The organism is Mesorhizobium sp. M8A.F.Ca.ET.057.01.1.1, from assembly GCF_003952565.1.
Taxonomy (GTDB): Bacteria; Pseudomonadota; Alphaproteobacteria; order Rhizobiales; family Rhizobiaceae; genus Mesorhizobium.
Genome location: NZ_CP034454.1, coordinates 5,635,151 through 5,653,907, shown reverse-complemented (window position 1 = coordinate 5,653,907; position 18,757 = coordinate 5,635,151). Strand labels below are relative to the sequence as shown.

Below are 18,757 nucleotides of genomic sequence, written 5' to 3'. Positions count from 1 at the left end.
ACAAGGGGTTGCGCCAATCAATTTTTCTGATCTTTGGGATTTATGCCAGTGATCCTTCAAGCTCGAAATAAGCTGCGACCACCTCGCCACCCGATACATTGTGTCATTGCATCGTGATGCGCTGCGTCATCGCCGCGTATTGACCGGATGGAATTCGGCTCAATAGTTGTGGCGCGACGACACGCGCCGGAAACATCCGGTCTGATATGGTGCGTCCAAAACGCCAGGAGTCCCCGCCAGTGGATCAGTCAGCCTTCCAGAAACAGCTTGCCGCCCTGCGCGATCATCGCGCCGCGGCGCCTCGCGACATGCGCCAGGTCTTCGCCGCCGATCCGCAGCGCTTCAAGACATTTTCCGCCACCGATGGCGACCTCCTGCTCGACTGGTCGAAATGCGCCGTCGACGCGGCGACCATGGATTTGCTGGAAAAACTGGCCGCCGCGGCCGATCTCGAAGGCCGCCGCGCCGCCATGTTCGCCGGCAAGAAGATCAACGTCACCGAAGACCGCGCCGTGCTGCACACGGCGCTGCGCAACCTCAGCGGCAAGGGGGTCACGGTCGACGGCCAGGACGTCAAGGCGGATGTCGTTGCCGTGCTCGACGCCATGGGCGCTTTTGCCGATGCGATCCGCTCGGGCAAGGCAACAGGTGCCACCGGCAAGAAGATTACCGACATCGTCAACATCGGCATCGGCGGCTCGGACCTTGGTCCGGCCATGGCGACGCTGGCGCTCGCCCCCTATCATGACGGTCCGCGCGCGCACTATGTCTCCAACATTGACGGCGCCCATATTCACGACACGTTGAAGGGGCTGTCCGCCGAAACCACGCTGTTCATCATTGCCTCCAAGACTTTCACAACGGTCGAGACAATGACCAATGCGCAGACGGCGCGCGACTGGGTGCAGAAAGCGCTCGGCAAGGAAGCCGTCGGCAAGCATTTCGCCGCCGTCTCGACCGCGCTCGACCTGGTGGCCAAGTTCGGCATCCAGCCGGATCGCGTCTTCGGCTTCTGGGACTGGGTTGGCGGCCGCTATTCGCTGTGGGGCGCGATCGGCCTGCCGGTCATGATCGCCATCGGCCCGCGGAATTTCCGCGCCTTCCTCGACGGTGCGCACGAGATGGACGAGCATTTCCGCACCGCGCCGCTCCAGAAGAACCTGCCGGCGCTCCTGGGGCTGGTCGGCTGGTGGCACCGCGTGATCTGCGGCTATCCGGCCCGCGCGGTCATCCCTTATGATCAGCGCCTGTCCAGGCTGCCGGCCTATCTGCAGCAACTCGACATGGAATCGAACGGCAAGAGCGTCACCCTTGACGGTACGCCGGTGGCGACGCCGACCGGGCCGCTGGTCTGGGGCGAGCCAGGCACCAACGGCCAGCACGCCTTCTTCCAGCTGCTGCATCAGGGCACCGATCTGATCCCGGTCGAGTTCCTCGCCGCCGCCGTCGGCCACGAGCCTGATCTCAAGCACCAGCATGACCTGCTGCTCGCCAACTGCCTGGCGCAGTCGGAAGCCTTGATGAAGGGCCGCACGCTGGAGGAGGCGCGCGCGCAGATGCTGGCCAAGGGCATGAAGCCGGCCGATGTCGACAAGATTGCGCCGCATCGTGTCTTCTCGGGCAACCGGCCCTCGGTGACCATCCTCTACCGCAAGCTCGACCCGCGCACCTTCGGCCGGCTGATCGCGCTCTACGAGCACCGCGTCTTCGTCGAGGGCACGCTGTTCAACATCAACTCCTTCGACCAATGGGGCGTCGAACTCGGCAAGGAACTGGCGACCGGCCTCCTGCCTGTCGTGGAAGGCAAGGAAAGTGCCGCCAAGCGCGATGCGTCAACCGCTGGCCTTGTGGGATACGTCCACCAATTGCGTGGTTCGGAGTGAAAAGTTTGGCAGAGATCAAGGGGATATTGTTCGACAAGGACGGGACACTTGTCGATTTCAACGCGACCTGGCTCGGCGTCGCCGATTTCATGGCCATGGACGCAGCCGACGGCGACCGCTGGAAGGCCGACAGGCTGCTCGCGGCCGCAGGTTTCGATTTCGCCAACCGGCGTTTCAAGCCCGACTCCATCTTTGCCTCCGGCACCAATCTCGACGTCGTCGAACTGTGGTTTCCGCGCCTGTCCAACGAGGATCAGATGCTGGCCGTCGCTCGCTTCAACGAGATCACTTCGGTTCAGGGCTCGGCGATGGCGGTGGCGCTGCCTGATATCGTCGACACGCTGGCGCTACTGCACAAGCGATCCTACCGGCTTGGCGTCGCCACCAACGATTCGACCAGCGGTGCGGAGAAGACCTTGGTCACGCTCGGCGTGGCGCAACTGTTCGTCGCCGCCTACGGATATGACGCCGTCGCCAATCCCAAGCCGGCCCCGGATACGATCCAGGCCTTTTGCGACCTCACCGGCCTGAAGCCAAGCGAGATCGCCATGGTCGGTGATAACAGACACGACCTCGAAATGGCCCGCGCCGGTGGCTGCGGCCTTGCGGTGGGCGTGCTGTCGGGTACGGGAACCCGTGAATCGCTGGCCGAAATCGCGGATGTCATCCTGGAGTCGGTGGCTGATCTGCCGGATTTCCTGTCGGCGCGGGTCAAGGAGACGGTTTGATCGGGGGGGCAACGAAGCCCCGCGAATATCGAAGCCGACATTCGCGTCGACGTGGGCATGATCACGGTCTGGCCAGGAACAGACCGGGAGCGAGGGACCAAGAGCTTCAACGTCGAAGAGCGACTGGGTCAGATCAGACGATCCTCGTCATGACGTCGATGTTGCCCCGTGTCGCTTTGGCGTAGGGACATATCTCGCCCGCTTCATCCACCAGAATTTGTACGACGTCACGTTGCAGACCCGGCACGGCAATGCCCAGTCGGACGCTGAGAAAGTGGCCGCTTTCTCCGTAGTTCAGATTCACCTCGGCCTCGATGCTCACCCCGGCAGGCAGCGCGATTTTTCGCTCGTGGGCGGCAGATGCGATTGCGCTTGCGAAGCTCGCCGACCAGCCGGCCGCGAGCAACTGCTCCGGATTGGTGCCTATGCGCGCCGACCCGGGCGCCGAAAGCCAGATGTCCAGGAGGCCGTCGGAGCTGCGCGAGGCGCCGTTTTCGCGGCCGCCTATGGTTGAGGTCCTGGCCGTGTAGACAACGCTCGAGATGCGGCTCATGGGCATTCTTTTGCTGGCAGCGGTAACCGCCCTGGGGGCGGTTACCCGCGAACTCGATCAGGCGTCGACCTCGACAACGGCATCAACGAAGGCCTGCGGCGCTTCCTGCGGCAGGTTGTGCCCGATGCCTCCGGTGACAACCCGATGCGCGTATTTGCCTGAGAACATCTTAGCGTATGCGCTGGCGTTCGGATGCGGCGCCCCATTGGCGTCGCCCTCGAGCGTGACTGTCGGCACGCCGATAGACGGTGCCTGCGCGAGCTTCCGCTCAAACGCATCGTATTGTTGCTCGCCGGCGGCCAGGTCGAGCCGCCAGCGATAGTTATGGACCACAATGGCCACGTGATCGGGATTGTCAAAGGCCGTGGCGCTGCGCTCGAACGTGGCATCATCGAAGTTCCACTGGGGGACGCGAGTTGCCAGATCAGCCTGCCGAAATCTCGTGTGTATTTCTCGTAGCCAGCGCGGCCGCGATCCGTGGCGAGATAATATTGATACCACCATTGCAACTCGTCCTTGGGTGGCAGTGGCAGCTTGCCAGCTTGCTGGTTGCCGATGAGGTAGCCGCTCACCGAGACCATCGCCTTGCAGCGCTCAGGCCAGAGCGCCGCAATGATGTTCGCGGTGCGGGCGCCCCAGTCGCAGCCGCCAATCGTTGCCTTTTCGATGCCCAGCGCGTCCATCAGGGCGACGATGTCGGCGGCGATCGCCGACTGCTGGCCGTTGCGCATCGAATCGGGCGACAGGAAACGCGTTGGCCCGTATCCGCGCAGGTACGGCACGATCACGCGGTGGCCTTGCGCCGCCAGGGGAGGCGCCACATTGGCATAGGTGTGGATGTCATAGGGCCAGCCATGCAGCAGGATGACGGGGGGGCCGTCGGCGGGTCCAAGCTCGGCATAGCCGACGCTCAGCACGCCGGCGTCGATCTGCTTCAAAGGGCCGAAGGACGCCGCCACGGGCTCTCCCGTCGCCTGTTGCGCTTGTGCTGGGCCCATCAGGCCGAGCTGGGTGGCGGCGAAAGCCATCGCGGTGGCACCAAAGAAGCGTCGGCGTTCCTGGTCGATCTCATCCGGGATATTGAGCGAATGCATTTGCGAATCTCCGTCATTGTCCGCACGATCAGCCAAACGTGAAGGCAAAGGCCTCCACGCCCGAGTCGAGAAACTCGATCTCGAAGCCGCCGCTTCGATGCCGCGGGCATCTACCGATACAGGCTCACGGTCGAACCCACCAAAGCCAGCCTCGCTACGCAGCGATGGCAAGGCGGGAGATGACGCGCGTCCAAGGCGCCATCCCTCGCCAACACGTCAGGTCTGCAACGTCTTGAATGTTAGGCGCACCTCATCGGTGAAGATCTTCGGCTGCTCCCAGGCCGCGAAATGGCAGCCCTTGTCTGTGCGGCCGTAATGCAGAAGCTTCTGGAACGCGCGTTCAGTCCAGCTCTTCGGAGCTGTGTAGATTTCGCTGGGATTCGCAGTGGCGCCGACGGGAATTGTGATGCCCTTGGCGTCGAAGAAGCCGGCCTTCGCCGTTTGCGTGTGTTCCCAATAGAGACGGGCCGACGAAATTGCCGTGTTGGTCAGCCAGTAGAACGTGATGTTGTCGAGGATGTCGTCCCGGGTAAGGCCCTCCGGCTCTCCGTCGAAGGAGCGGGCGATCAGCGCATAGCTATCCGCATCGTGATCGAGGATCCACGCCGCCAGGCCGGCCGGTGAATCGACGATCCCGTAGAGCGTTTGCGGACGAAGCGCCATTTCGTTGGCGTAGCCCAGGCCGTTCTTGTAGAAAAACGCGACCTGCTCGTAGGCGCGCTTCTCGTCGGGGCCGAGATCGGCAGGGGGCGGGCCGCCAGAGGCAAGCGCCTTCACAATCTCGGGCGGAATGGTCCCCGGCATGTTCGTGTGGATGGCGACCAGCTCGGGAGGTGCGATCAGAGCCATCTGTTCGGTGATAAGTGCTCCCCAATCGCCGCCCTGCGCGACGTACCGGTCGTAGCCGAGGCGCTTCATCAGCACGATCCACGCCCGCGCGATGCGTGCTGGATCCCAACCGGTTTCGGTGGGTTTGCCGGAAAAGCCGTAGCCCGGCATCGACGGGATCACCACGTCGAACGCGTCGCCCTCGGTACCGCCGTGCGCAGTGGGATTAGTCAACGGATCGATGATCTTCAGGAGTTCGACGACCGAACCGGGCCAGCCATGCGTGATGATCACAGGCAGGGCGCCCTCATGCTTGGATTGCACGTGGATGAAGTGGATGTCGAGGCCGTCGATCTCGGTGATGAAATTCGGCAGCGCTTTCAACCGCGCCTCGCATTTGCTCCAATTATATTCTGTTCCCCAGTACTGCATGAGCTTCTGCATCGTGGCGAGTTGCACGCCCTGCGTTGGCCCTGCCGTCGCCGGGGTCGACCAGATCCGTCGGGAGGCCTCGTCGGATACGAGCTCGCGCTCGGGCCACCGCGTAGCGATGATGCGCCGACGAAGCTCGGTGAGCTCTTCCTGCGGGAAGCTGACGGTGAACGGGCGAATGCCATCGCTGGTTGATGCGGCGGCCTTTTGGGACGGGAGCAGGCTCGCGGCGCTTGCGGCGGCGATGCCGACCGCGGCAGTGCCCAAAAGTCGCCGGCGATCCTGGTCGATTGCTTCGGAGGTTCTGGTCGTGTTCATGGGACTCTCCTGGGGTTGATGGATGCGATCTTGCCCTGCTTGACATACCCCCGGGAGATGGGATTAGCCCGTTATGCGTCGTGAGCCCTTGTTAGTCGCTGCCCTATGGTGCGGGAGCGCTCCTTGACCTAAACTGAGGCGCTGGGTGCAGGCGGCTCCCAAAAGAAGAGACGCCATGACGATAACGGCAAGTCAGGCCAAAGACGGATTGTCATTCGGCCCTTTCTGTTTGGCTGCGGGTGAAAGGCTCCTGACAAGAGAGGGCGCTCCCGTAGAGCTTGGCTCGCGCGCCCTTGAAATTCTCATCGTACTGACTTCCGCGCCAAATGAAGTCGTCAGCAAGAAGGATCTGATGTCGCGGGTCTGGCCCGATGTGGTTGTCGAGGAAGGCAGCCTGCGGTTCCACATGACCGGACTGCGCAAGGCGTTGGGCGATGGAAAGGAAGGCGCGCGTTACATCGCGACTCTTCCCGGGCGCGGCTATTGCTTCGTTGCACCGGTCTCGCGATCAAGCGGCCCATACGACGAAGCCCCATTCATCGCCGCCGGATTTCCGCATGCGAATCTTCCAAACCGCTTGAGCAGAATGGTCGGGCGGGATGAGGACGTTCTCAAGCTGTCGGCGCAGCTGAATGCTTCGCGGTTCGTCACCATCGTTGGCGCCGGCGGTGTCGGTAAAACCACCGTCGCGATCGCAGTCGGGCATCATCTGATCGACGCATTTTATGGGGCAGTTCTGTTCGTCGATCTGGGAATGATCGGTGATCCCGGTCTGGTGACGACAGCCGTCGCCTCGATGCTTGGGCTATCCGTTCAAACAGAAGATGCCACGCCCAACCTGATCGCTTACTTGCGCAACAAGCGGATTCTCCTGATCCTCGATACCTGTGAGCATCTCTTGGATGCGGTGGCGCCTTTGGCAGCAAGCATCGTCGATGCGGCGTCACAGGTCCACATTCTGGCGACGAGCCGCGAGGCGCTTCGGGTCGAGGGTGAGCATATCTATCGGTTGGATGCGCTTGCCTCTCCGCCCGACGGGCCTGGACTAACGGCGGCCATTGTCCAGAAATTCCCAGCCACCCAACTGTTCGTCGAACGAGCGGTGGCAGGCGGCGCTCGTTTGGACGTCAGCGATGCGGAGGCCCTGCTCATCGCAAGCATCTGTCGAAAGCTCGACGGAGTGGCGCTCGCCATCGAACTGGCGGCCAGGCGCGTCGAATCCTATGGGCTGCAACAAACCGCCGCACTTCTTGATCAACGCCTGACGCTGCTGTGGCTGGGTTCGCGGACCGCGCCGCCGCGTCAGCAAACCCTGCAGGCGACGCTGGACTGGAGCTTGGGGCTCCTGACCGACCTCGAGCGCGTGGTGTTGCGCAGGCTAGCTGTATTCGTCGGTCATTTCACGCTCGATGCCGCACTGGAGGTGGTGACGAGCGTGACCCTCGATCGATCGACCGTCCTAGGCGCCATGGACAGTCTCGTCGCCAAATCGATTGTAGCGACGCGTCCGGTCGGAGCGATGATACGCTACCGGCTCCTCGATACCACGCGCGCCTACGTTCTCGATATCCGGATCGATGACGCCGAGACTGCTGATCTGGCAGTGCGCCACGCCGCCTACTATCGGCGATGGCTGGAGCAGACAGGGAGCGGATGGCCAAAACTGGCGACCGGTGAGGAACGGGCTCCTCACTTCGCCGCCATCAACAATGTCCGAGCTGCCCTGGAATGGTGCTTCGGCAACAACGGAAACGCCGACATCGGCATGGGACTCGCCATCGCTGCCGCGCCGGTTTTTTGGCGATGTCGTTGTTGCCGGAGTGTCATCGCTGGTCTGAAACAGCAATATTGGCTTTCGACGGTGCCGCCCTTGGCGGACTTGACGAGATGCATCTTCAGGCGGCTCTCGGCGTATCCTTCATGTTCATGCGGGGAGGACGCGACAGGGCGCGCGTAGCCCTGCAGAGAAGCCTAGCGATCGCCGAGGAGCGCGGCGATCCGCTGGATCAGGTGCGTCTATTGGGCCCGCTCAACATGTTCCATCTTCGGACGGGCAATTTCGTAACCGCCCTCGAATTTGCACGACGTTGTTCAGCCACAGCCGCCGGTCTGGAGGATTCGGTCGCGATCGCGCTTGCACACTCGATCCTGGGTATCTCGCTCCACTTGCGAGGTGACCTCGCGGAGGCGCGCGCAGAGCTGGAGGCGGCGCTCGACCGTGGGCCGCGCTCTCAGCGGACCACGACGATCTATCTCGGCTTCGAAGGCAAAATCCTGGCCAGGGCAATTTTGGCGAGGAATCTCTGGCTGCAAGGCCATCCCGATCAAGCCATGGCACATGCTCGGCAGGCTGTCGACGAGGCTGCCGCCATGGATCATTCTCTAACGCTGGCCATCGCGTTGATCTGGGCGATATCTGTCTTCCTGTGGACGGGCGACCTGAAGAGCGCCGAGGCCTACATCGACATGCTCATCGCCCGCGGGGAATCCCATTCCATGACTCCTTACCTGCTTGCCGGTCGGGGATTCAAAAGCGAAGTCGCCATCCGTCAGGGCGATGCAAAAGGCGGTGTCCAGGGCCTGCAGACTTCTATTCAGAAGCTGCACGCGGCACCTTACGAACTGCTCACGACTCCGCTCAACCTCTCGCTGGTTAGGGGATTATCCGCAATCGGTCAGGTCGACGAAGCGACAGCGCTGATCGACGAGTCGCTTGGCCTCGTCGAAAAGAACGGTGACCAATTGTACCTCCCGGAGTTGCTGCGGATGAAGGGAAGCCTCCTTCTCCAGTCGCAACGCAACCGCGACGAAGCTGCCGCGTACCTCATGCAGGCACTGGAGTTAAGCCGCAGTCAGCACGCGCGGGCATGGGAGTTGCGAACCGCAATCGACATGGCGAGGCTGATGGCCGGGCGCGGGGAGATCAATAGCGCTCGCGAGCTCTTGCAGCCGGTTGCGGGGCATTTTGTGGAGGGCCTGAATACGGCGGACGTTAAGGCTGCCGAACACCTGCTGGCGACGCTCAGGTAGAAGCTTCAAGCCACCGCCCCCACCGGTCTCGTCCGCTGTCGGCGCATTTTGACTGTGGTATGCGCACTATCAATGTCGGCTTCGAGAGGGGAGGCGTGGCTGGCTGAATGACCGACATAAGGCGCAAAGCCGTCGTTCATCTTCGACCTAAGCGAGTCTCAGGTCGAACCTCGGCCGTTCCAGCGATTGGGCCTTGCCTGTCGCCCTGTCGCTGTTCCACCTCAAACCCAAACACCCCGCTCGCCCTTCTCGCACCTCGCATCCCATCCCCAAAATCCGGAACCTCATATTCAGCGATCAATCGCAGCCGCGACAGCGGCAGATCGTTGCGGCGGGGATCGCCGACCAGCACTTCGAGGCCTGATGCCAGGCAGCGGTCGAGGAACGGGATGACCCGCCGGGCAACCTCGCTGGAGTAGAACACGTCGCCGGCGAGCACGAGTTCGACGGCCGGTGGCGGGCCGGTGGTGAGATCCCTGTCGACGATGGCGATCTCGACGCCGTTGGCGGCGGCATTGAGGCCGATGGCGGCGACGCCGTTGCGGTCGATCTCGGCGGCGATCACTTCTGCGGCTCCGGCCTTGGCGGCGGCGATGCCGACAAGGCCGGAGCCGGCGCCGAGGTCGAGCACGCGGCGTCCGGCAACGCTCTGCGGATGGTTGAGTATATGGCGCGCCAATACGGCGCCTCCCGCCCAGGCATAGGCCCAATAGGGCGGCTGCGGCTCGGCCTCGTCGAGATCGTCGTGCGGTCCGACGAGCCGTCTCAGACCGCTGCCGGGATGGGGTGTGTAGAGCTGGATTTCAGGAAGCGCCCGCACTGGGGCAAGGCGCAAATTCGCCCTGATGAATTCTGCCGGATCAAGGCGTCGGCCCGGTGCAGCGAAACCGGCGGGATCGTCCGCCACTATTCGCGCAACGCCCGCCGCAGGATCTTGCCGACCGGCGTCTTCGGCAATTCGGTCCTGAACTCGATGAATTTCGGTCGCTTGTAGCCGGTCAGGTTCTCGCGGCAAAAGGCGGTGATGGCCTCGGCGGTCAGGGCCGGGTCCTTCTTGACGATGAACAGTTTCGGCACTTCGCCCGAATGCTCGTCCGGAACGCCGATCGCCGCCACTTCGAGCACGCCGGGATGCGCCGCCACGACCTCCTCGAGTTCGGTCGGATAGACGTTGAAGCCGGAAACGAGGATCATGTCCTTCTTGCGGTCGACGATCTTGGTGTAGCCGCGTTCGTCCATGAAACCCATGTCGCCCGATTTGAAGAAGCCGTCCGCGGTCATCACCTTGGCGGTCTCGTCCGGCCGGTTCCAGTAGCCGGCCATCACCTGCGGTCCCCTGATGCAGATCTCGCCGACCTCGCCCAGCGGCACGTTGTTGCCGTCGTCGTCGCGGATGGCGATTTCGGTCGAGGGCAGCGGCAGGCCGATGGTGCCGGTGAACTCGCCGGAACTGAACTTGTTCGCCGTCGCCACCGGCGAAGTCTCCGAAAGGCCGTAGCCTTCGCTAACGGGGCAGCCGGTCAGCGCCTTCCAGCGCTCGGCGACGCCCTTCTGCACCGCCATGCCGCCGCCCAGCGTCAGTAGCAGCGGCTTGAAGTCGAGCTTGCGGAAATCCTCATTGTTGAGCAGCGCATTGAACAGCGTGTTGAGGCCGGGAAAGATATGGATCGGATATTTGCCCATTTCCTTGACGAAGCCGGGAATGTCGCGCGGATTGGGGATCAGTATGTTCTGGCCGCCCATCTGCATGCCCATCAGCGCATTCACCGTCAGCGCGAAGATATGGTAGAGCGGCAGTGCGCAGACGAGGTTGAGATGCGCCGGCTTTGGCTTGACCGTGTAGGCGTCCTGCAGCCACAGCGCATTCTGCGCGACATTGGCCAGCACATTGCTGTGCGAGAGGGTCGCGCCTTTCGAGATTCCGGTGGTGCCGCCGGTATATTGCAGGAAGGCGACATCGTTGGCGGCTACCGTGGCCGGTTTGAAAGCCATGCCGCGGCCGGCCTTCAGCGCCGCATTGAACCTGACATGGCCGGGCAATGACCAGGCCGGCACCATTTTCTTGACGCGGCGCACCACCAGATTGACGATCGAACCCTTCAGGCCGCCGAGCAGGTCGCCCATGGCCGCGACGACGATGTGCTTGACCGAGGTCCTGGCGACGACCGCCTGCAAGGTGTTGGCGAAGTTTTCGAGAATGACGATGGCCTGTGCCCCGGAATCCTTGAGCTGATGCTCCAGTTCGCGCGGCGTGTAGAGCGGATTGACGTTCACCACCGTGAAGCCGGCGCGGGCGACCGCCATCATCGCCACGGGATACTGCAGCACGTTCGGCATCATCAGGGCGACGCGCGCGCCCTTCTGCAATCCGGTGGACTGCAAATAGCCACCGAAGGCCGCCGAAAGCTGCTCGAGTTCAGCATAGGTGATGGACTTACCCATGCAGGTGAAAGCCGGCTGGCCGGCGAATTGCTTGCAGGCGCCCACCAGGAAGTCGCCGATGGAACCGTAGGGCAGGGCGCCGATCTCGGCAGGCATGTTCTTGGGATAGCTGTTGAGCCATGGCTTTTGCGGCAGGCCGGCGGCGAGTTCGGTCAGCGCCTTCGGCAGCCGCTGGCTGGCCGCCGTCGCCGGCTTCGAGGTCGGTGCGGTCTTCGCTGGTGGCGAGTTCTTCTTCGTCGCGGTCTTGCCCGCTTCGGCCCTCGCCGCGGGCGCCTTTGCCGGCGCGGCCTTCGTAGCCGGCTTCGTGGCGGTCCTGGCTGTGGCCGCGGCTTTTGCCGGTGGGGCATTCCTGGCGGGCTTGGCCGCCGCCTTCGCGGTCGTTGCCTTGCCCGCGGCCTTGCCTTGCCCGTCGCCACCGGCAGCTGGTTTCGAGGCCGCCTTGGCCGGCGCTTTCATTGGGGTCTTCGACGCTTTTGCCACCCGTTCCTCCTCGACAACCCTGGTCGCCTGTTTCTCGTTGGCCTGTGCCGCATCGCCTCCGGATTGATGGAGACGTCCTCCGTTGCCGCCAGTTGTCTATCTATGTATTGCCTCTATCGGCGGCGGTGCAAGTCTTGCCCCAGCGGCAGGACGCCGAAAGATTTGCCGCCGTAAATCTTTCCCGCCGGCCACAGCTGGAACCGGCATCTCTGCGCATCCGCGGCCGATGAAGACGGGGCGCGGCACCCTTTTCGCCGGACGTCGGATCAATAAAAAAATGCGGTCGTTAATAATATCGTGAATAGAAAAAACTGCTAATTTTTTCTGCCGTTTAGCAAAATGGCGGATTTTTTCCTGCTTCCCGCGGGGTAAGCAAACGGGGTGTTCCAAACCCGGAAAAACGGTGCTTATATGCGCGCTTCGCGAGCCTGATAGAGGGGCTTGGAAGAACATCAGGGAGTGCTCAATGAAGAAGAAATTGACTTTTGCAGCCGCGTTGCTGGCTGCAAGCGTCCTGGGAGGCGTGGCCAACGCGAAAACTCTGGTCTATTGCGCGGAGGCGTCGCCAGAAGGTTTCGATCCGGCGCCGTACACCGCGGGACAGACGTTCGATGCTTCCTCGCGTACCGTCTTCAACCGCCTCGTCGAGTTCGATCACGGCAAGACCTCGGTCTCGCCCGGCCTGGCGGATAGCTGGACCATTTCCGACGACGGCAAGGAATATACTTTCAAGCTGCGCAAGGGCGTCAAGTTCGCGCCCACCGACTACTTCACCCCGACCCGCGACCTGAACGCCGACGATGTGGTGTTCTCGTTCCAGCGCCAGGTCGACAAGAACGGCCCCTGGTTCCAGTACATACCGGGCATCGCCTATCAGTATTACAATGATCAGTTCGGCGACAACATCACCAAGGTCGAGAAGGTCGACGACCTGACGGTGAAGTTCACCCTCAAGGAACCGGCGATCACATTCATCCCGACGCTGGGCATGGATTTCGCCTCGATCGTCTCGAAGGAATATGCCGACAAGCTGCAGGCCGACAAGACGCCTGAACTGTTCAACCAGAAGCCGGTCGGCACCGGCCCGTTCATCTTCGTCGACTACCAGACCGACGCCGCCATCCGCTACAAGGCCAACCCGGACTATTGGGGCGGCAAGCAGAAGATCGACGATCTGGTCTTCGCCATCACCACCGATCCGGCGGTTCGCGCCCAGAAGCTGAAGGCCGGCGAATGCAACATCATGTCGTATCCGGCACCGGCCGACATCGCGGGCCTGCAGGCTGATGCGAACCTGACGGTCGCGGAGCAGGAAGGCCTGAACGTCGGCGCGCTGATGTACAACACCCAGCAGAAGCCGTTCGACGACGTGCGCGTCCGCAAGGCGCTCAACATGGCCATCAACAAGAAGGCCATTATCGACGCCGTGTTCCAGGGCGCCGGCCAGGTGGCGATCAACCCGATCCCGCCGACCATGTGGTCCTACAACAAGAACGTGAAGGACGATCCGTACGATCCGGACGCGGCCAAGAAGCTGCTTGAAGAGGCCGGCGTCAAGGACCTCAAGATGAACGTCTGGGCCATGCCCGTGTCGCGCCCGTACATGCCGAACGCGCGCCGCACCGCCGAGCTGATCCAGGCCGACTTCGCCAAGGTCGGCGTCACCGTCAACATCGTCAGCTACGATTGGGGTGAATACCTCAAGCGCGCTTCGGCGGTCGATCACGACGGCGCCGTCATCGTCGGCTGGACCGGCGACAATGGCGATCCGGACAACTTCCTCGGCGTGCTCCTGAGCTGCGCTTCCGTCGGTTCGAACAACCGCGCGGAATGGTGCAACAAGGACTTCGATGCGCTCATCAACAAGGCCAAGACGGTTTCCGACCAGGCCGAGCGCACCAAGCTTTACGAACAGGCACAGGTCATCTTCAAGGAGCAGGCACCGTGGGCGACGCTCGCCCACTCCAAGGTGTTCATGCCGATGCAGAAGACCGTCTCCGGCTTTGCGATGGATCCGCTCGGCATCCATCGCTTTGACGGCGTCGATATCGCTGAATAAGGTTCGCGAAACGGGGCGGCGCCACAGGGCGCCGCCCCACCTCGCCCGCCATGCTGCGTTACATCCTCGGCAAGCTCGCCCTCATCATCCCGACCTTTATCGGGATAACCATCCTCGCTTTCGGCTTCGTGCGCATCCTGCCCGGTGATCCGGTGCTGGTGCTTGCGGGCGAACGTGGCCTGTCGCCCGAACGCCACACGGCGCTGATGCATCAGTTCGGTTTCGACCTGCCGATCTGGCAACAGTATCTGGCCTATCTGACCAACATCCTCAGCGGCGATTTCGGCACCTCGTTTTCCACCAAGACACCGGTGCTGAAGGATTTCCTGGTGCGGTTCCCGGCCACGGTCGAACTCGCCATCTTCGCCATGATCTTCGCCGTCATCTTCGGCGTCGCCTTCGGCATTTTCGCCGCCATCCGCCGCGGTTCGTGGTTCGACCAGCTGACCATGGGCACCGCGCTCGCCGGCTATTCCATGCCCATCTTCTGGTGGGGGCTGCTGCTGATCATCGTGTTTTCCGGCACGCTGCACTGGACGCCGGTCTCCGGCCGCATCGACCTTCTCTACTTCTTCAAGCCGGTGACCGGCTTCATGACCATCGATTCCCTGATCTCGGGCCAGAAGGGCGCCTTCCGCTCGGCGGTGTCGCACCTCATCTTGCCCACCATCGTGCTCGGCACCATACCGCTGGCGGTCATCGCCAGGCAGACGCGATCGGCCATGCTGGAAGTGCTGGGTGAGGACTATGTGCGCACCGCGCGCGCCAAGGGCCTGGCGCCACGCCGCGTCATCGGCCTGCATGCCTTCCGCAATGCGCTGATCCCGGTCGTCACCACCATCGGCCTGCAGGTCGGCACGCTCTTGACCGGCGCCATCCTGACCGAGAGCATCTTTTCGTGGCCGGGCATCGGCAAGTGGATGATCGACGCCATCTCCAAGCGCGACTATTTCACCGTGCAGGGCGGGTTGCTTTTGATCGCCCTGATCGTCATGTCGGTGAACCTTATCGTCGACGTGCTCTATGCCGTCATCAACCCGCGTATCCGGGCGAATTGACATGACCAATGAAGGCCCAGCCACCATCGAAGCCGCGACCGTCGTCAAGCCGCAGGACGCGCGGCTGCAGATGTTCGCCGAGTTCTGGCACTATTTCTCGATCAACAAGGGCGCGGTGATCGGCCTCTTCGTCTTCGCCCTGCTGATCCTGATCGCCATCTTCGCGCCGCTGCTCGCGCCGCATTCGCCTGATGACCAGTTCCGCGACTTCTTCCTGACGCCGCCGGCCTGGCAGGCGGGCGGCAACGCGCAGTTCCTGCTCGGCACCGACGCCGTCGGCCGCGATATGCTTTCGCGCCTGATCTATGGCTCGCGCTTTTCGCTCGCCATCGGTTTCGTCGTCGTCACCACGGCGCTGATCTCCGGCGTCATCCTCGGCCTGCTCGCCGGCTACTGCCGTGGTTGGGTCGACACGCTGATCATGCGCATCATGGATATCATCCTGGCCTTCCCATCGCTGCTGTTGGCGCTGGTGCTGGTCGCGGTGCTCGGTCCTGGCCTCGTCAACGCCATGATCGCCATCGCCTTCGTGCTGCAGCCGCACTTCGCCCGGCTCACCCGCGCCGCGGTGATGGCGGAAAAGACCCGCGAATATGTGGTCTCGGCCAAGGTCGCCGGCGCCAGCCATCTCAGGCTGATGCTGGTCACTATCCTGCCCAACTGCATCGCCCCGCTGATCGTGCAGGCGACGCTGTCCTTCTCAAACGCGATCCTCGAGGCAGCCGCCCTTGGCTTCCTCGGCATGGGCGCGCAGCCGCCGACACCCGAATGGGGCACGATGCTTGCCGAAGCGCGCGAATTCATCCTGCGCGCCTGGTGGGTGGTGACCTTCCCAGGCCTCGCCATCCTGATCACCGTCTTTGCCATCAACCTGATCGGCGACGGCCTGCGCGACGCCCTCGACCCCAAGCTGAAGAGGTCGTGAGCATGTCCCTGCTCGAGATCAAGAACCTCACCGTTTCCTTCGACACCGCCGCCGGGCCGTTCATGGCCGTGCAAGGCATCGACCTTTCGATCGAGCCGCGCGAGGTGCTGGCGATCGTTGGCGAGTCCGGCTCCGGCAAGTCGGTGTCGATGCTGGCGGTCATGGGGCTGTTGCCTAACACCGCGACGGTCAAGGCTGACCGCATGGCCTTCGATGGCGTCGACCTGTTGAAGCTCAGCCCGTCCGAACGCCGCAAGATCGTCGGCAAGGACATATCGATGATCTTCCAGGAGCCGATCGCCAGCCTAAACCCCTGCTTCACCGTCGGCTTCCAGATCGAGGAGGTGCTGCGCTTCCACATGGGCATGGACCGCGCCCAGCGCCGGGCGCGCGCCATCGAACTGATGAAGCTGGTCGGCATTGCCGATCCGGAAGAACGGCTGAGCTCGTTTCCGCACCAGATGTCCGGCGGCCAGTGCCAGCGCGTCATGATCGCGATCGCGATTGCCTGCAATCCGAAGCTTTTGATCGCAGACGAACCGACAACCGCGCTCGACGTCACCATCCAGAAGCAGATCCTCGATCTCTTGGTTTCGCTGCAGGCCAAATACGGCATGGGCCTGATCATGATCACTCACAATATGGGCGTGGTGGCCGAGACCGCCGACCGCGTCATCGTCCAGTACAAGGGCCGCAAGATGGAAGAGGCCGACGTGCTGTCGCTGTTTGAATCGCCCAAGAGCAATTACACGCGCGCGCTGCTCTCGGCGTTGCCGGAAAACGCCGTCGGCGACCGGCTGCCGACCGTTTCCGACATGCTGTTCGAGCCGGCCCCCTCGGCAGCGGGAGCGTCGGCATGAGCACTACGGTCCTCGAAGGCAAGAACATCGTTCGCGACTATCATGTGGGGGTGGCCTGTTCACCGGGCCGCGCACCGTGCATGCGGTCAAGGGCGTCTCCTTCACCGTGGACAAGGGCAAGACGCTGGCCATCGTCGGTGAAAGCGGCTGCGGCAAGTCCACGCTCGCCCGCATCATCACCTTGATCGATCCCGCGACATCGGGCGAGCTGTTCATCGACGGCAACAAGGTCGATATCGCCAAAGGCGGATTGACCAAGGAAATGCGCCGCAAGGTGCAGATCGTCTTCCAGAACCCCTACGGATCGCTCAATCCGCGCCAGAAGATCGGCGACGTGCTGGGCGAGCCGCTGCTCATCAACACCGACAAGCCGGCGGCCGAACGGCGCGACCTCGCCATGAAGATGCTGAAGAAGGTCGGCCTCGGCCACGAACACTACAACCGCTATCCGCACATGTTCTCGGGCGGTCAGCGCCAACGCATCGCCATCGCCCGCGCGCTGATGCTGAACCCCAGCCTGCTGGTGCTGGACGAGCCGGTTTCGGCGCTTGACCTCTCGGTTCAGGCGCAGGTGCTCAACCTGCTCGCCGATCTGCAGGACGAGTTCCAGCTGACCTATGTCTTCATCAGCCACGACCTGTCGGTGGTGCGCTACATCGCCGACGATGTGATGGTGATGTATTTCGGCGAGGCCGTCGAATACGGTTCGCGCGACGAGGTCTTTTCGGACCCCAAGCACAGCTACACCAGGACGCTGTTTGCCGCCACGCCGCGCGCCGATGTGGCCAGCATTAAAGCGAGGCTGGCAAAGAAGAAGGCGGCCTGACCGGAGGTCAGGCACGGCCCACCCGGCTACGACAGCTTGGCGATGATAGCGCGCAGCGCCTCGCCGAATTTCTGGATCTCCTCGACCGTGTTGTAATGCACCAGCGAGGCGCGAATGGCGCCGCTGTCCATCGACAGGTTGAGGCGTTTCATCAGGCGGGGCGCATACATATGGCCGTCGCGGATGCCGATCTGCATCTCGGCCATTTCCTCGACGATCCGCTGCGGCGACAGCTTGCCGATGTTGTAGCAGAAGGTCGGCACGCGCTCGTTGATGCGGGCCTCGTCGGCGACGCCGTAGATGGTCGCGCCGCAACCCTTCAGCACGCCCATCATCTCGCGCGCCAGCAGCAACTCATAGTCGCGGATGGCGCCCATGCCGGCGACGATGTTGTCGCGCCGCGAGCGATTGTTGGAGGGGGCGAGATTGCGGCCGATCAGTTCAAGATACTGCACGGCGGCATCCATGCCCGACACGTTCTCGTAGATGAATGTGCCGGCCTCGACCTTGTAGGGCGGCTCGTCCGGGATGAAATCCTCGCGGAAGGTCGGCAGGCGTTTCAGCGTGTCGAAGCGGCCCCAGAGGAAACCCATATGCGGCGAGAAGTTCTTGTAGCCGGAACAGACGAGATAATCGCAATCCCAGGCCTGCACGTCGATCAGCCCGTGCGGTCCGTAATGCACGCAATCGAGGAACACTTCGGCGCCAACCGAATGCGCGATGTCAGCGACCGAGGCGACATCGACGATCGAGCCGATCGAGTGCGCGGTGACCGTGCAGGCGACGAGGCGAGTGCGGTCCGAAACCAGCGGCTTGAGATCGTCGACATGCAGATTGCCATCCTCACGCATGCGCCACCATTTGAATTTGGCGCCGGCGGATTCCAATGCCAGCCAGGTGGCGATGTTAGCATCATGGTCCATGTCGGTGACGACGATCTCATCACGCTCGGAAAGCATCTGGCCGATGCCGAGGCTGACCAGGCGGATGAAGGAGGTGGCGTTCATGCCGAAGCAGATTTCCGCCGGGCTGTAGGCATTGATCAGCAAGGCGACGCTTGTCCGAGCATCGGCGACCGACTGGTCGACGGTGACGCTGCGGCCATAGCGGCCGCCGCGCTGCACATTGTGCGAGACCAGGTGGTTGGTCACCGCGTCGAGCACGCTCTGCGGAATCTGCGCCCCGGCGGCATTGTCCATGAAGATGAAATCGCCGGCCCGCTGCAGGGCAGGGAACATGGC

The 18,757-nt window shown here is 62.9% G+C and carries 11 protein-coding genes and 3 pseudogenes; 8 read left to right on the top strand and 6 right to left on the bottom strand.

The features are described from left to right. The first annotated feature begins 239 nt into the window (after positions 1–239). The gene (gene pgi / locus EJ077_RS26885; RefSeq protein WP_245458560.1) at positions 240–1,883 is read left to right on the top strand and encodes a glucose-6-phosphate isomerase; all 1,644 of its coding nucleotides are present in this window, start codon (positions 240–242) and stop codon (positions 1,881–1,883) included. Between the two features lie 5 nt (positions 1,884–1,888). Further along, positions 1,889–2,611 carry an HAD family hydrolase gene (locus EJ077_RS26880; RefSeq protein ID WP_208697616.1) on the top strand — a complete coding sequence of 241 codons (723 nt, stop codon included), beginning with the start codon at positions 1,889–1,891 and terminating at the stop codon, positions 2,609–2,611. Between the two features lie 133 nt (positions 2,612–2,744). Here EJ077_RS26880 and EJ077_RS26875 read toward each other — a convergent pair whose 3' ends face one another. The 3 genes and pseudogenes from EJ077_RS26875 to EJ077_RS26865 all read right to left on the bottom strand — a co-directional run bounded on the left by EJ077_RS26875 (position 2,745) and on the right by EJ077_RS26865 (position 5,836). After that, positions 2,745–3,164 (bottom strand): Ohr family peroxiredoxin, encoded by a 420-nt coding sequence (locus EJ077_RS26875; RefSeq protein WP_208697614.1) that lies wholly within the window; start codon positions 3,162–3,164, stop codon positions 2,745–2,747. Positions 3,165–3,221: 57 nt separating this feature from the next. After that, a pseudogene (locus EJ077_RS26870) lies at positions 3,222–4,243 on the bottom strand (alpha/beta fold hydrolase). Between the two features lie 231 nt (positions 4,244–4,474). Next, positions 4,475–5,836 (bottom strand): epoxide hydrolase family protein, encoded by a 1,362-nt coding sequence (locus EJ077_RS26865; RefSeq protein WP_208697612.1) that lies wholly within the window; start codon positions 5,834–5,836, stop codon positions 4,475–4,477. Between the two features lie 175 nt (positions 5,837–6,011). Here EJ077_RS26865 and EJ077_RS26860 point away from each other — a divergent pair. After that, positions 6,012–8,866: pseudogene (locus EJ077_RS26860) on the top strand (winged helix-turn-helix domain-containing protein). Between the two features lie 136 nt (positions 8,867–9,002). Here EJ077_RS26860 and EJ077_RS26855 read toward each other — a convergent pair. Together EJ077_RS26855 and EJ077_RS26850 are read right to left on the bottom strand one after the other, a co-directional pair. Beyond that, complete coding sequence (locus tag EJ077_RS26855) at positions 9,003–9,773, bottom strand: class I SAM-dependent methyltransferase (RefSeq protein ID WP_208697610.1); 771 nt, start codon at positions 9,771–9,773, stop codon at positions 9,003–9,005. Further along, on the bottom strand, positions 9,773–11,788 hold the full coding sequence (locus EJ077_RS26850) for a long-chain fatty acid--CoA ligase (RefSeq protein ID WP_208697608.1): 2,016 nt from the start codon (positions 11,786–11,788) through the stop codon (positions 9,773–9,775). The genes EJ077_RS26855 and EJ077_RS26850 overlap by 1 nt, the downstream gene beginning before the upstream one ends. Positions 11,789–12,254: 466 nt before the next feature. Between EJ077_RS26850 and EJ077_RS26845 the strand changes: the two genes are divergently transcribed. The 5 genes and pseudogenes from EJ077_RS26845 (at position 12,255) to EJ077_RS26825 (ending at position 17,516) form a co-directional block, all read left to right on the top strand. Next, on the top strand, positions 12,255–13,847 hold the full coding sequence (locus tag EJ077_RS26845) for an ABC transporter substrate-binding protein (protein WP_208697606.1): 1,593 nt from the start codon (positions 12,255–12,257) through the stop codon (positions 13,845–13,847). A gap of 50 nt (positions 13,848–13,897) precedes the next feature. Next, positions 13,898–14,905 (top strand): ABC transporter permease subunit, encoded by a 1,008-nt coding sequence (locus tag EJ077_RS26840; RefSeq protein WP_208697603.1) that lies wholly within the window; start codon positions 13,898–13,900, stop codon positions 14,903–14,905. 70 nt (positions 14,906–14,975) lie between these two features. Further along, positions 14,976–15,830 (top strand): ABC transporter permease subunit, encoded by an 855-nt coding sequence (locus EJ077_RS26835; protein WP_174361976.1) that lies wholly within the window; start codon positions 14,976–14,978, stop codon positions 15,828–15,830. A 2-nt stretch (positions 15,831–15,832) separates the two neighbouring features. Then, positions 15,833–16,690: an ABC transporter ATP-binding protein gene (locus EJ077_RS26830; RefSeq protein ID WP_013891360.1), complete on the top strand. Its 858-nt coding sequence runs from the start codon at positions 15,833–15,835 to the stop codon at positions 16,688–16,690. Next, positions 16,687–17,516: pseudogene (locus tag EJ077_RS26825) on the top strand (dipeptide ABC transporter ATP-binding protein). Before EJ077_RS26830 ends, EJ077_RS26825 begins: the two are co-directional and overlap by 4 nt. Before the next feature lie 26 nt (positions 17,517–17,542). Here EJ077_RS26825 and EJ077_RS26820 read toward each other — a convergent pair. Then, entirely contained in the window at positions 17,543–18,754 is a 1,212-nt protein-coding gene (locus EJ077_RS26820) for a cysteine desulfurase-like protein (protein WP_245458807.1), read from the bottom strand. Positions 18,755–18,757 lie beyond the last annotated feature (3 nt).